At 54.0% G+C, this 13746-nt stretch carries 11 protein-coding genes; 4 read left to right on the top strand and 7 right to left on the bottom strand.

Features of this window, described 5'->3' with window-relative positions; genetic code table 11:
- The first annotated feature begins 12 nt into the window (after nt 1-12).
- The 3 genes from HBA55_RS18540 to HBA55_RS18550 all read left to right on the top strand — a co-directional run bounded on the left by HBA55_RS18540 (nt 13) and on the right by HBA55_RS18550 (nt 4394).
- Nucleotides 13-786, top strand: a complete 774-nt coding sequence (locus HBA55_RS18540) for a glucose 1-dehydrogenase (RefSeq protein ID WP_166994504.1) — start codon at nt 13-15, stop codon at nt 784-786.
- Nucleotides 787-925: 139 nt separating this feature from the next.
- A complete protein-coding gene (locus HBA55_RS18545) occupies nt 926-3232 on the top strand; it encodes a TonB-dependent receptor (protein ID WP_166994506.1) in 2307 nt (768 codons plus the stop codon).
- Between the two features lie 136 nt (nt 3233-3368).
- Nucleotides 3369-4394, top strand: a complete 1026-nt coding sequence (locus tag HBA55_RS18550) for a zinc-dependent alcohol dehydrogenase family protein (RefSeq protein ID WP_166994508.1) — start codon at nt 3369-3371, stop codon at nt 4392-4394.
- A gap of 38 nt (nt 4395-4432) precedes the next feature.
- Here HBA55_RS18550 and HBA55_RS18555 read toward each other — a convergent pair whose 3' ends face one another.
- The 7 genes from HBA55_RS18555 to HBA55_RS18585 form a co-directional block, all read right to left on the bottom strand.
- The gene (locus HBA55_RS18555) at nt 4433-4906 is read right to left on the bottom strand and encodes a lipocalin-like domain-containing protein (RefSeq protein WP_166994510.1); all 474 of its coding nucleotides are present in this window, start codon (nt 4904-4906) and stop codon (nt 4433-4435) included.
- 73 nt (nt 4907-4979) lie between these two features.
- Nucleotides 4980-6107: a quinohemoprotein amine dehydrogenase subunit beta gene (gene peaD, locus HBA55_RS18560; protein WP_166994512.1), complete on the bottom strand. Its 1128-nt coding sequence runs from the start codon at nt 6105-6107 to the stop codon at nt 4980-4982.
- A gap of 22 nt (nt 6108-6129) precedes the next feature.
- On the bottom strand, nt 6130-6453 hold the full coding sequence (gene qhpC / locus HBA55_RS18565) for a quinohemoprotein amine dehydrogenase subunit gamma (protein ID WP_166994514.1): 324 nt from the start codon (nt 6451-6453) through the stop codon (nt 6130-6132).
- Nucleotides 6450-7868, bottom strand: a complete 1419-nt coding sequence (peaB, locus tag HBA55_RS18570; RefSeq protein ID WP_166994525.1) for a quinohemoprotein amine dehydrogenase maturation protein — start codon at nt 7866-7868, stop codon at nt 6450-6452. Before peaB ends, qhpC begins: the two co-directional genes overlap by 4 nt.
- 13 nt (nt 7869-7881) lie before the next feature.
- Nucleotides 7882-9474 carry a quinohemoprotein amine dehydrogenase subunit alpha gene (gene peaA, locus HBA55_RS18575; protein WP_166994534.1) on the bottom strand — a complete coding sequence of 531 codons (1593 nt, stop codon included), beginning with the start codon at nt 9472-9474 and terminating at the stop codon, nt 7882-7884.
- A 4-nt stretch (nt 9475-9478) separates the two neighbouring features.
- Nucleotides 9479-10405 carry an NmrA family NAD(P)-binding protein gene (locus HBA55_RS18580; RefSeq protein ID WP_166994536.1) on the bottom strand — a complete coding sequence of 309 codons (927 nt, stop codon included), beginning with the start codon at nt 10403-10405 and terminating at the stop codon, nt 9479-9481.
- Nucleotides 10406-10653: 248 nt separating this feature from the next.
- Nucleotides 10654-11265: a TetR/AcrR family transcriptional regulator gene (locus tag HBA55_RS18585; protein ID WP_166994538.1), complete on the bottom strand. Its 612-nt coding sequence runs from the start codon at nt 11263-11265 to the stop codon at nt 10654-10656.
- 252 nt (nt 11266-11517) lie between these two features.
- Between HBA55_RS18585 and HBA55_RS18590 the strand changes: the two genes are divergently transcribed.
- Nucleotides 11518-13746, top strand: coding sequence for a TonB-dependent receptor (locus tag HBA55_RS18590; protein ID WP_166994540.1), 2229 nt, complete (start codon nt 11518-11520; stop codon nt 13744-13746).

Genomic DNA, 13746 nt, shown 5'->3' on the forward strand with positions numbered 1-13746 from the left:
GGAGAATACAAGATGCGATTAACCAATAAAGTGGTCTTTGTGAGTGGTGCCGCTTCCGGCATCGGTCGTGCCATTTGCGAACGGCTGGCCGACGAGGGAGCGCGTGTCGCCGTGGCCGATATTAACGCCGATGCCGCTGAGAGTCTCGCCTTCGAGTTGCGAGCAGGCGGCCACTCGGCCATCGCCATAGAGCAGGACGTGACTGATGAACAACGCTGGGTAACGGCGTTGGAGCAATGTGCCGAACAACTGGGAAGCCTCAATGTGCTGATTAACAACGCCGGCATTGCCCTGATCGGCAATGTGGAAGACGCCAGTCTGGCGGACTGGCAAACAACCCACCGCGTTAACAACGACGCGGTCTTTCTCGGCACTCGCGAAGCGATCAAGCTTATGTCCCAGTCCGGTGGCGGCAGCATTATCAACGTGTCTTCGATAGAGGGCATTATCGGTGAACCCCTGCTGCCCGCCTACAACGCCAGCAAGGGAGCTGTGCGGGTCTTCACCAAATCGGCGGCCCTGCACTGTGCAAGTCGCGGTTATAACATTCGGGTGAATTCCCTGCACCCCGGATACATCAGTACCCCCATGGTGTCCTCAGCGATGGATTCCCTCAATGCCGCCGAAGCCCATGCCTTCCAGCAGCGAATTGTGCAGAACATCCCGCTGGGCGCCCTTGGTGAGCCCGTGGATATCGCCAATGCGGCGCTGTTCCTGGCCAGCGATGAATCCCGCTATATGACGGGTGCCGAGTTGATCATCGACGGCGGTTACACCGCCCGCTAGAGCGACACTTTTTCAACAACCTGAAGAGTGTCGCAAGTTAACAAATAAACGTCATCATCGATCATCAACGCCTGCCCCCCGGCTTGATAGAGTGATGTCATAAATCAATAACACCGTAAACAACGGAGAGACAGCGCCCATGAACCGGTTAACCCCCATGGCAAAACCCCTCAGTCTTCTTATCCCACTGGCTCCGCTGGCCGTATCAATGACCGCACTGGCGCAGGAGAGCACTTCCGGCCTCGCCCTGGAAGAGGTCGTGGTTACCGCACAGAAGCGTGCCGAGAGCGTGCAGGACATTCCCGTGGCCATCTCGGCCTTTACCGCCGAGAGTCTGGAAAATCGCAAGATGGAAACCGCCAACGATATCGCCGCCGGGGTACCAAATCTTCAGGTGTCCTCCCCCTACGGCGAGACCCAACCCATCTTTTCCATCCGCGGCCAGAGCATGTCGGACTACAACACCAACCAAGCCTCACCGGTGGGTGTCTATGTAGACGAAGCTTACATCGGCACCAATTATCTGCAGGGCATGGCGCTGTTCGATCTGGAGCGGGTGGAAGTGCTTCGTGGTCCCCAGGGAACTCTTTACGGCAAGAACACCACTGGCGGAGCCATTAATTTTATTACCCGTGCCCCGAGCCTGGAAGGGACTTCCGGCAAGGTCACGCTTACCGTAGGTGATTATGGCCGCGAGCATATCGACGCCGCTGCTGAAACCGTCCTGGTGGAAGATACCCTGGGCATACGCGCCGCTTACACTTATACCAAGACCGATGGCCATCACGACAACCACTTTCCCGGTGGCGACGACCTGACCTCCATCGACACCTGGGCCGGTCGCATCTCCCTGCGCTACAGTGGTGAGCAGGTGGACGCGGTTCTGCGTTATGCGGCCGGTGAGAGCGATGGTATGACGACCGCGGTTATCAACGAGGGACGTGTCCCCACCGGGGATGGATTCAGTGATGCGGTGGGCAGCCTGATTGGCCAGTTCCCCCGCGAGGACGGATGGGATCAGTGGGAGGGCAGCCACAATAAGTCCGAGCCCTACAGTACCGACTTCCAGAGTACAACGCTGACCGTAAACTGGGATCTGCAGGACTATACGCTGACGTCCATTACCTCCTACCTGGAAGGCACTGGCCTCAACCGTGCGGACACCGACGGCGCCGGCTGGCAACTGCTGCAGATTGATTGGGGTGCGGACGTTACCCAGTTTGCCCAGGATCTGCGTATCGCCAGTCAGTTCGACGGGCCGTTTAATTTTATTGCCGGCGTCTACTATGCGACGGACACCATGGACATCAAAAACGTTTTTGAAATGTTCCACGCCACGGGCGATCTTGGGATACCGTTCGACCTGATGAATAACTTTATTACCAATCCAACGCCGAACGCAGCGACTACCGGTTTTACATCCATCCAGACCTATACCCAGGAAAGGGATTCCATCGCTGTTTATCTGCACACCACCTACGACCTGACCGACCAGCTCAGCTTGACGGCAGGATTGCGCTACACCGAAGACGAGGGCAACGGTAAAGACCTGCACACTCAATTGGCAGACTATGACCGCAACCCGGTGCTGGACCTGATTACTCCTGCTACCTTTGACGCAGACGCCGCATCCTATGACGATAGCGAGTTTACCGGGAAACTCAGCTTGGATTACCAATACACCGAGGACACCCTGCTTTATGCCAGCTACAGCCGCGGCTACCGCAGCAGTGCGTTTAACGGCGGTGCCCAGTTTGCTCCCAACGAGGTCGGTGTGGCCGCACCGGAATTTGTTGATGCTTACGAGCTCGGGTTTAAAACGCTTGTGCGTGATGGCACGGTGCAGATTAACGGTGCCGCCTTTTACTATGACTACACCGACCAGCAGTTTGTGAATGTGATTGGTGTGCAGCAGTTTCTGCAGAACGGCGAAGATTCGTTTATTCAGGGGCTGGAGTTGGAAGTCATCGCACGACTGACCCACAACCTGACCCTCAATCTTGGTTTGGGTTATCTCGATACCGAGTTCGAATCGCTGACATTGTCAGACACCCTCAATGGCGGCACCATCGACCTCAGTGGCAATGAACTGTTTAACGCACCGGAACTGAACCTCAACCTGGCCATCGATTATATCCTCGCTGACAACGACTACGGCGTGTTTCGCATCAGTGCGGATACCGCCTACACGGCTGAGCAGTGGTTTTCCGCTTACAACGATGACCTTAACTACGATGAAATCAAGGGCGAAGCCGGCTGGATGAGCAATGCTAAAGTGTCCTGGGATTCCGCCGATGATCGCATGACCGTTGCGCTCTGGATTAAGAATATCGGCGATAACGACGACCCCACCTACGCCATCAACCTGCAGGGCGGATTCGGCTACGACTACTATACTGTGGGTTTGCCAAGACGCATGGGGCTGGATCTCAGCTATCGTTTTTAGACGAGAACCTACGGTGGATTAGCGATGCGTCGCCTAACCAACAGACCTCTTGGTGGATTACGCCTTTGGCTCTTGTGCCCCTTGTGGGTAAATCCACCCTACCCTATAAGCAATAGAATATTGACGGGACAACATTATGAAAGCTTGGACAATTCCACAAGGATGCACTGACGGATTCACACAATTGCAACTCAACGACTGTCCGGGACCAGACATGGGTCCCGGACAGGTCAGAGTCAAAATGAAAGCCTGGTCCACCAACTATCGGGATATTGTGGTTCCCATGGGCCTATACTTTAGCGGCCCTGTGTCCAAAGACACGGTTCCGCTGTCTGACGGCGCCGGGGAAGTGATCGAAGTGGGAGAAGGTGTTGACCAGTGGCGGATTGGTGATCGCGTGGCCGGAACCTTCTTCCAGAGCTGGCGCGATGGCCCCTTTAACGCGGGTGTATTCGGGTCTGACCTGGGTGGACCAACGGACGGCGTGCTCGCTGAGGAGGTCGTGCTGGATCAACAGGGGCTGGTGCGACTGCCCGATTCACTGAGCTTTGAGGAAGGCGCAACGCTGCCTTGCGCCGCCGTGACCGCCTGGAACAGCCTGTTTGAAATCGGCAATGTGCGAGCCGGCCAAACAGTGTTGGTGCTGGGTACAGGAGGTGTCTCTCTGTTTGCGCTGCAGTTTGCCAAGGCGGCGGGAGCCAAAGTGATTGCCACTTCCTCCAGTGATGACAAACTTCGCAGGCTTGAGGCAATGGGCGCTGACCAAACCATTAACTATCGCGATAACCCGCAGTGGGGTCAGGCGGTGCTCGAACTGACCAATCAGCAAGGCGCGGACCACGTGGTCGAGGTCGGCGGCGCCGGCACGCTGGAAAACTCGATGATCGCCGTCGCCCCCGGCGGATCGATCGGACTGATTGGAGTGTTATCCGGTGTCGACGGACAGGTTAATCCCTTACCCCTGGTCGCCAAAGCCGTGCGCCTGCAAGGCGTATACGTCGGTTCGAGATCCATGTTTGAAGCCATGAATCAGTTTATCGCGCAACATGATTTGAAACCCGTGATCGACACGCGCTTCGGCTTTGAGCAAGCGCCCGATGCCTACGCCCATCAGGCCAGCGGTGGCCATATGGGCAAGGTGGTTATCTCTGCGGAGCTCTGATCTTAATTAACCGCTTGGAGTTGGTCTGGTGTAGTGTATTAACGCTGCCAGACCAACTGATCGAGAAAGCCTTCCTGCTCTGCGGTCAGGATCAGGCAATCTTCTTCAAAGACAAAATCCCGCGTTAAGGTAACTCCCGGCCACTGGGGAATATTGCTGTCTTGCACCTGGTGCCTGACCTGATCGCCTTCCACCACATAGCGCCCCGTGTAACTTACGTAACCCATGGCGGCCAGCGCGTAACGGCGCACCAGCTCCTGGGCATCGGTTCCGGCCTCGGGCCATTCGTTCTTCAGCAGTTGGTTCTTCGCACCGATTAATTGGAAACGCTCCTGTTCGACGGGTTGCCGCTGAGTATCCATCAAGGTCGCACTGATCCAGCCATCGGCTGTGTAGATAATATGACCGGCGCAGTTTCCTGCAAAAGGATAGTGCTTTTGATCACTGGCCAAATGTGTGACGGACCACTCCTTCAGTGTCCAGATACCGATAAAGTTATCTTGCAGGGGCATGGGATTCCTCCGGTAGCGGTGTGCGGACACCGCTTCAGCATTAGGGTTATCCCTTATGTTAACTGAATGTTATTCAGTTTTGAACTATTTTTTTGTTCCCACCTCTGATTACCCGGAGGTGAGAAAAGGACTGGTCGGCACAACCGGGCAGTTCGTAGCCCCAAATCCGGCTCAGATCTGACGCCTTATGTGCCGCCACCTTGCAGCCTCCACCGCCGATATAGACACGTTCGCCGTCAAGAGAGGTATTGACGGCATAGTAGGTCGCCTCCAGGGGAACACGTTGCAGTGTGCGACCCGCTTCGCTGTCGATTTTGACCAGACTATTGTAGACACCAAAGACCTCCGGTCGTTTGGCACTGGTGGTGGTGGCGAAAATCAAGTGGGCGGTCGATTCAAAGTCGAAGACTTTCAGTTTGCCTGTGCGACGATCCAGCTGTGCGATGGAAGTCTGGTAGGCCTCCAGAGTACGAGGGTCGCGATCGGTATGTACTGAAAAAAGGGCCTGGGTATGCACGCCGGAATTCTCAAAACTGATCCAGTGCCCGCCCATATCCGCAGGAGAGCGATTTTTGATTTGCCAGCCGTTCACCGGCAGCGTTTCCAGTAATTCTCCGCTGACAGTATCAACTCGATAAAAGTCACGCCCCAATAAAAACAACGAGTGATCATCAGCAGAGGTCATCAGCCCCTGGATGCGGCGCGGGACTTTGAAACGTCGCAAAGGTTTGGCATTAAGGCCTGCGCCGGTATCAAATACCAGCACTTCATTATCGAGCACTTGAATCTGATCCCGCAGCCTGCGAACCGGGTTGACTTGTACGAACAGGCGGCTGCCGTCACTGTTAAGATCATGGCCATAAAAAGAACGCGCCTGCACCAGACCTTCGCCCAGCTCGGCGCGAAACACGGTATCCCCGGTGGCAAGATCCAAACCCAGAACAGTCTCGTGATTATCCGTTGTCAGATAAACTCTGCGATTGTCCGGAGACGGCAAGAGCGTCCAGGAACCGGTTGTCTGACCCGGTACCTTTAAAATGTTCAGCGTTTCGCCGGTTTGACCATCAATAGCGTACAGCAGATTGGGGCGTGTCGCCGTTAGCAGAACATCGGCCGCAAAAGCGGGTATCACCCACGAACAGATCAAGAACAGTAACACTCTGAGCGATCGTTGATTCGTTGAGAGAATGTTGAAAAACATAAGGAACTCCGCGAAAAGGGTTTTACTTACTGGGTTTTGGATAGACCTGATCGAGTTCACGCCATCCTTTTTCGGCCGAGTCAGTGCCTTTACCCCAGCCTTGATAGCTGCTCATCACATCGGGTACCTGTGCCGGCCACCAGCAGGGGTCTGCACAGCCATACAGGTCAGCTTCCATTGGCTGACACAGGCTTGCCACGCCACCGGTCGGATCCACTTCCCATCCGGGATCCGTGGTGGTGGTGCAGCCGCCCACCGCTTGCATTGCGAACACGGCCTCCATCTTCTGGTGCAGAGTGTTGTCCATTACCCGCGCTTTACGGTTCAGTGGCTTGAGTCGTTTCATGGGTTCACCCCTTGAATAATGTGTTGTTCCAGATAGTCCGGGGATTGATCGAGAATGCGGTGATACGCTCTGATGCCGAAGTCCGTCCAGTCCCGCAGGAGATCGCAGTATTGCCAGGTCGGCGAAAATAAATCCCCGTCAGTGGTGTAAGATTCGTGATAGCAACCACCGGCGCAGAGGTTGCGAATGGAACAGGTTGAACAACCGCGATCCGACTTATCCAGCGCGTTGGACAAGAGTTGACGCAACGCGGATTTGTCGACGCCTGCTGACACATTGCCAAAGGTTGGCAACGCCGAACCGGTAAAACGATGGCAGAGATTCAATTCGCCATTACCATCCACCGCCAGTAGCGACAGTCCGGCGGCACAGGGCAATGCTTTGCTGGATCCGTTGTGCAGATTGCTGATCAATTGATGCAGATTGCCAAAACCGATATTACCCCCGGCAATGGCTTGTTCGACATAGCGCTCTCCCAGCTGTCTCATCTCACCAAACACTTGCGCCAATTGCTCGGGTGGCAAATTATAGTTCGCCACATCGCCGGCTGTTACCGGTGCGAAACCCACTTCGAAGAAACCCAGCTCCTCTTTCAGGTGCCGGTGAATGCCTACCACATCCGTCACTCCCCGAGTCAGAGTCACACGCGCTCCTACCGGGCGTGAACGATAGCGGCTCAATAACTGCTCCACCTTTCTGCGTACAACGGCGTAGGTACCATTGCCGGTGCTGGTAATACGGTTCTTATCGTGGATCGCCTGCGGGCCATCCATGCTGATGGTCAAGCCAACTCTGTGGGTATCCAGATAATCCATGATCGATGGCGTCAGCATGGTGGCGTTGGTGGTCATGGAAAAGTTGACCGGTTTGCTGCGCTGGTCGCCTTCACGTTCGGCGTAATCAATGACGGATTTGATCAGCGGCAAATGTGTCAATGGCTCGCCGCCGAAAAACACAATATTGACCGGGCTGTCTCCCGGATTTTCGCGCATCAACAGATCAACTGCGGCAAACGCGGTGCCGACATCCATCTTCAATCCGTTTTTGGCATCCTCAAGATCTTCTTTGTAGCAATAGGTACAACTGAGATTACAGCCGGTATTGACGTTGAGTATCAGCGTCGACAACGGAAATTCGCCGGAATCCAACAGCAATTGTTGAACCCGATCGGATGAGTCCACCGGCTCTCCCTTTGCCGTAAGAATTCGCAATGCTCTGAGGTCGTCGATCAGTTCTTTATCGAGCTGATCCTGCTGAATCCATTCTCCGGCATTGAATTGGCCCAGCTGTTGAAGCTGCCTTTCCATGGCCGGATCCGATTGAAACAGCGCCAGCGTGGGAGGATGAAACAACAATGACTGAGCGCCCTGTTCAAGCCGATGCAGATTGTGCGGATGATATTGATACTGACTCATGAAACATCTCCAGCTAACGAATGGGGGGGTCAATAAAGCGCTGCACAGTTACCACCAAACGGGCATTGGCCGACAAGGTGTTATCGCCCTGGTCCAACTCAGCCTGGATATTGAGAACACCAATATTGTTGGTGGGAATGTAACGATCCGGATTAATGCCGGCCGCCGCCGGTTGGAACAACCCGTTCTGGTTGATTTGCCCCGCGTGGGTGGAATCCTGGAGCATTTTGGCAATATCGTCGAAGTCGCTGCTGCTCCAGTGCGCCGGAAAACGTCCCACAGTGATATCGTCCTCGGTACCGGCGAGGCCATCGGCTCCGTTGAGAAAACCTACCGCCTCGAACTGAACGGGTACCGGTGCAATCTTTCCACCACCATCACCGATGCGGGCAATGGCGTGGGCGGGTCTGACCTGGATGGAATCCAGTTTGCGGTAAACCGATAGCTGCGTGGATGCGATGTCGCCTACCTGAATCTCGCGCCTTCCCGCTTCCACATTGCGGTCGGCGACCACATCGATCACGATCTTGTCCTCCGAGCGCTGCTTAACGGTAACGGATATCCCCTTACCCAAGGACACAGGCCCTTTCAGTCCGGTACCGATCAATGTCATCTCCTGTCGACTGCCCGCCTTGAGATAATTGGGGTAGATCGCCAGAACCTGTGCCCTGGTTCCTACCCGAACCGCTGTCCAATCGCCGCCAGTTTCGTCATGGTCCTGAAAAAACCAGCGCCCCTGCAGTCGATTACCCTGGTCTGAAACCGCGAACACTTCACGTACAGTTTTATCACTCAGTTGTCGTTCACCTCGCCACTCATAACCGCTGTAAATCACTGCGGAAGACGTCGAGGAATGCTCCACTCCGGCTGCATCGGTCAGTGAATAGCTGGTCCGGTACTGGTCGGTGCCGGTTTTGCTAATCTCCGCGTAACCGTAATAGACACCACGACCAGGCTGACGGCCGACGATACGCCAGCGGCCGCTGAGGTTCGGTGATGGTTGCTGCTGCCAGTGCTTCCAACTGTCCATTTGCAGGCCGAGCTGCTGGGTGAGCTGAGTAACCAGCGGTCCGGTCGCTATACCCCACCAATCGCGATCGCGGGAACCCGCTGCATACTCCAGCGTTGGAAACTGGCCTACGTGAAAATGCACCAGACGACGCCATTCCTCCTCGCTGCGGCGCTGCAATTGAAAGCGGGCCTGGGTATGGCAACGGGCGCACATAGTCGCCAGCAGCGGATCCTCCGCCACGTCCGCCCTGTTGGGGCGTTTCTCCAAAGCGTGGCGAAAGGGTAACGCTTCCGTGGGTGTCAATCCGTAGTTATCGGAAAGATACTTAACAACACTGCGCCGTTCGTCTTGAGTAAGTTGAACACGTCCTTCCCGCTGCATGCGAACAACCGTCATAAACCAACCTTCCGGCGACTTGCGTTGTTCGCTGATGCGCGAAAATTGGCTGCCAGCAGCGTTGTTTCCGCTGGGGTGATGACAGCCGGCACAGCGCTCAGTGACCAAACGCTCCCCCAGCCGGTACATATCCTCACCCTGTACGGAAGCCACCCAGAGCATCCAACCGCACAAAACCCAAAGCAATTGTCTGCTCATGCCCTTACCCCGCTTCCACCATTAACGGTGCGAACTGCTCGCGGGTTTGCCGTAACCAATCGGCAAATCGACGTGGCTGCCGCCCCAGCAAACGCTCTACCGTATCCGTATGCGCCCGGTACTCTTTGACAATAGACTGCTCCCAACCAATGTATTTAAGCAAAGGGGCAGCACCCTCACCCAACAGTTGTTCAAACAATGAAATGCTGCCGGAGTAAGATATTTCCCGCTCCAAATGCTCACTGAATTGCTCGGCGAGTTCTTCAAAGCTGAAACAGTCGTCTTCGTGACCGGTCAGGGCCAACTCCTCGTTGACATACTTTTCCACCGGCTCCGTTAGCACCTTGGCCGCCACCTCTGAGATATCCCGAGTATCGATGTACGGCAAAGTGTGTGAAAACGGCAAACAGAATGTATCCTGCTCCACCACTCCACGCGCTGCCAGCCAGGGGAGACTTTGCATATACCAGGACCAAGGGTTGATAAAGGTTACCGGCAACCCACTCTGCCGCCACAGCTGCCGACCACGAAAGTGAACCCAACAGGGCATGGCAGGTTGTTGGCGAAAACTGAGGGGAATATCGTCTTCCTCAACCAGCGAGACTACCCCTAGCAAACGCACCACCTGCTTGATCGTCGGTGTATCCCGCACCGCTTGAATCATGGCAAGTGTGGATGCCTCCTCATCAAATTCGAAATCGGGATACATCACAAACACACGCTCGGCATCCTTAATCGCTGCCTGTATGGATTCCGGTGAGGAAAGATCCCCATACCGGGTGTCAGCATTTGGATAGCGTGCTGACAAGTCGCTTACGCCTTCCTGACTGCTGGAAATCAGACGAAGCTCTTGTCCCATTTGCGGATAAAGCGTCTCCACCAGGTGACCACCAATATTGCCCCTGGAACCAAATACAACGATTTTTGCCATGTGAAAATTCCTGAAAAGATCATCGAGTGTTATTTCAGGCTACGCGCCTGCCCAAAACATGTCAATGACATATTTTAGGCGCCTGTCTGATTCAAGCCTCCTAAACATTGAATATGACAAAGCTTTGATCGGGAGCTTATTGGGTGTTGGGACTAATTGGCGAGAAGAGAACCGGGAGGACGAAAGCGCGCAGAGTCAACCATCAGAAGGAATAGTCCGCCGCGCGCAGAAGCTCTAAGAAATGCCGTCTAATTGAGCACCAGCATCATGGCAGCGTCTTTGAGGTCACTGTGAAAACGGGTGGTTTGACGACGAACTTCATCCTCGCCACCAGAGTGCATTTGGAACATGGCTCCATCAAGCAGGGAAGTAAAGATCTTGGCTTTGCGCAACAGTTCTGGCCGCGATCTGTCGGGATGGATTTTTTTAAGCAACACGACCATTTCGTCGTAAAACTTGAAATAGATTCTCCGCTTCAATTCATAGAACCGCTGGTCGTGGAAGCTGCGAAGAGTGAGCACGAGGTATATTCTGCCTCGATCCCCCGCCCAACCAACCAACAAATTCGAAATGATGCTTTCCAGATCTTCTGCACTGGCGCCTTCATGGATTGTGGCTTCGTCGCCTTCCCAAGCCTCACAAAACAGCGCTTCGAGCAGATCATCACGGGTGGGGAAGTAGTATTGCAGATGGCCCAACTTGACGTTGGCGGCTGCGGCCACCTGTCGCAATACGACATTATCAACGCCCTCATTTAACAGTAAATCTCTGGCGACTGCCATCAATTCAGCGCGTCGCTGTAGCCCCTTGGCCCCCAGTTTATTCCTGGCGACCTCCGCCGCCGTTTCCAATCCTGGCATCGTTACTCCTGCATCAACATATTCATTCGATTTATATCCCAAGGCTAATAAAAAACTCTAAATATTTCAATGACCTAATTGTGAATGCCAGGCACAGGGCCTGGCAATACCAAAAGAACGCTTGACTGTACCTGAAAATTACTCCTAAACTGTTTTTAGGGTCAATGACATATTTTTGATAATAAACCCGTTGGTTAAGTCCGATGGATATATACAGACCGGCCCTCATGACAACACTGGAGCTATGCACCCATGAACAAGACAGATATATTGGCCGGCCTTGTCGCCGGTTCGTCGCTACTTCCGATGGTCGTAGCGGCTAGCGACTCTTTTTCGATCGAAGAGGTTATCGTTACCGCACAGAAAAAGGCGGAAAGCCTTCAGGACATCCCCTTATCCGTATCTGCATTGTCTGCCGGCGAACTGGGAGCCTTAAAACTTCACGACACCACTGAGATCGCCGCCCAGATTCCCAATGTACAGGTTTCGACACCCTACTCCGACAGCCAACCCTCCTTTTCGGTTCGCGGTGTTTCCATGTCCGATTTCAGCCAGAATCAATCCAGCCCAATCGCCATGTACGTGGATGAGGTATACAAAGGCGTAGGCGCTCTGCAGGCTTTGCAACTATTTGACCTTGAACGCATTGAAGTTCTGCGCGGTCCTCAAGGCACTCTGTATGGTAAAAATGCCACGGGCGGTGCGGTAAACATCATCAGCAGGCAGCCTTTGCTTGATGGCGTTACCCGAGGCGATATCGCCTTTGGCATTGGTAACTATAATCGTCGTGAAAGCCACGGCGCCGTAGAATTTTCTGACGTGGAAAGCGCAATGGGCGCGCGTGCTGCGTTCACCTATACTGAGGCTGACGGCTGGGTGGAAAATTCGCTGGCGGGCCATGACGACGCAAGTGCCTTTCGCGATTATGCTATTCGTCTGACTGGTCGTTATGAACCGACCGACAATCTGGACGTCGTTCTGAGACTCTCCAAAAGTCGCAGTAAACAAGAAGATGGACACGAAGTATTTGCCACGAATATTGGTGCAGGTGGTGTCGGATTCTTCACCGGCTACGACCGTTCGGGCCTGGACTATTTTGACAGCGACTTGGATCGACAAAGCTACACCGCCATCGACAATACCAGCGCGTCATTGACCCTCAACTGGGAAATCAACGAATACCTCAGCCTTACCAGTGTCACATCCTGGGATACGGGTGAGTGGATCACAGAAGAGGACGCCGATGGTTCGCCTTTTGATATTCTGCATTCTGACTACGGTTCAGACGTCACCTCTATTGCCCAGGATCTACGGCTGACCTCAAGCTTTGAGGGAGATTTTAACTTTTTGCTGGGCGTCTACGCCCATCGCGAAGATCTTGAAGCCGACGTCGCCATCAGAACCTACTATGAATATGCGGGTGACAACAACGGCAACGGCCTGCATGACTGCTTTGAAGACTTCGCTACCGGCTGTCGTCTGACCAACGAAATTGATCAGGTAAAGACGAGCCTGGCAGCGTACTTCCAGGGAACTTATGACCTCAGTGAAGACTTATCCTTTACTCTTGGGGTTCGTTTTACCGAAGACGAGACCGAAATCGACGACTACAACGCCTGGCTCGGCTACCTGGACCCAAACACTGGTAGAGAAGTAATCGGTGCCTTACCCACCATCAGTGGTTATCAGGAAGAGATTACTGATCGCAATTGGGGCTCGCGCTTTGCCCTGGACTATGCCATTGCCGACAACATCACCACTTATATCAGTTTTACAACCGGTTACCGCAATAGCGCCTTCAATGGACAGGCATTCTTTGACCTCACCGAAATTACCGTTGCCGACCCCGAAGAGGTTGATGCCTGGGAAGTCGGTTTTAAGTCAGACCTGTTGGATAATCGCCTGCGAGTTAACGGGGCTATTTTTTACTATAGCTATGAAAACCAACAGTTTCTGGACGTCACACCCAGCTTACTCCAGATACTCGTCAATGCCGATGAGTCAACCGTAAAAGGCGCGGAACTGGAAATCACTGCCATTCCGCATCCCGATGTGGATTTTCGAATGGGGCTCGGATTCCTGGACGCCGAATACGATGAGCTATTGTTACGCGGGCAGGACCTGTCAGGCAACGATCTGATAAATGCTCCCGAATTCAGTTTCAATGCACTGTTGAATTGGCGCTTCGCTGAACTCGATATTGGTAATCTGTATTTGACTCTGGACACCAGTTACACCGATGACCAGTACTTTGATGCTTTTAACAATGACAACACCCGCCAAGAGGGCTATTGGTTGTCGAATCTGCGCATCGGCTTCGAGTCCCAGGATGAGAATCTGGAGGTGGCTCTTTGGGTGAAGAATCTGGCTGACAAGGAGTACATTTCCTCAATGTTGGATCTTCAGGATTTCTTTAACTTTGACTACGCGCACCGGGGCCGCACCCGCACCTTCGGCCTGGACGCAAACTATCGCTTTTAA

It is taken from the genome of Pseudomaricurvus alkylphenolicus (assembly GCF_011683955.1).
GTDB lineage: Bacteria > Pseudomonadota > Gammaproteobacteria > Pseudomonadales > Cellvibrionaceae > Pseudomaricurvus > Pseudomaricurvus alkylphenolicus.

Excerpts from the sequence above, each read along its gene's own strand:
- HBA55_RS18580 (WP_166994536.1), bottom strand. The coding sequence starts at position 10,405 with ATGGCAAAAATCGTTGTATTTGGTTCCAGGGGCAATATTGGTGGTCAC.
- HBA55_RS18550 (WP_166994508.1), top strand. The coding sequence starts at position 3,369 with ATGAAAGCTTGGACAATTCCACAAGGATGCACTGACGGATTCACACAA.
- peaD (WP_166994512.1), bottom strand. The coding sequence starts at position 6,107 with ATGTTTTTCAACATTCTCTCAACGAATCAACGATCGCTCAGAGTGTTA.
- HBA55_RS18545 (WP_166994506.1), top strand. The coding sequence starts at position 926 with ATGAACCGGTTAACCCCCATGGCAAAACCCCTCAGTCTTCTTATCCCA.
- HBA55_RS18555 (WP_166994510.1), bottom strand. The coding sequence starts at position 4,906 with ATGCCCCTGCAAGATAACTTTATCGGTATCTGGACACTGAAGGAGTGG.
- qhpC (WP_166994514.1), bottom strand. The coding sequence starts at position 6,453 with ATGAAACGACTCAAGCCACTGAACCGTAAAGCGCGGGTAATGGACAAC.
- peaA (WP_166994534.1), bottom strand. The coding sequence starts at position 9,474 with ATGAGCAGACAATTGCTTTGGGTTTTGTGCGGTTGGATGCTCTGGGTG.
- HBA55_RS18590 (WP_166994540.1), top strand. The coding sequence starts at position 11,518 with ATGAACAAGACAGATATATTGGCCGGCCTTGTCGCCGGTTCGTCGCTA.
- HBA55_RS18540 (WP_166994504.1), top strand. The coding sequence starts at position 13 with ATGCGATTAACCAATAAAGTGGTCTTTGTGAGTGGTGCCGCTTCCGGC.
- peaB (WP_166994525.1), bottom strand. The coding sequence starts at position 7,868 with ATGAGTCAGTATCAATATCATCCGCACAATCTGCATCGGCTTGAACAG.
- HBA55_RS18585 (WP_166994538.1), bottom strand. The coding sequence starts at position 11,265 with ATGCCAGGATTGGAAACGGCGGCGGAGGTCGCCAGGAATAAACTGGGG.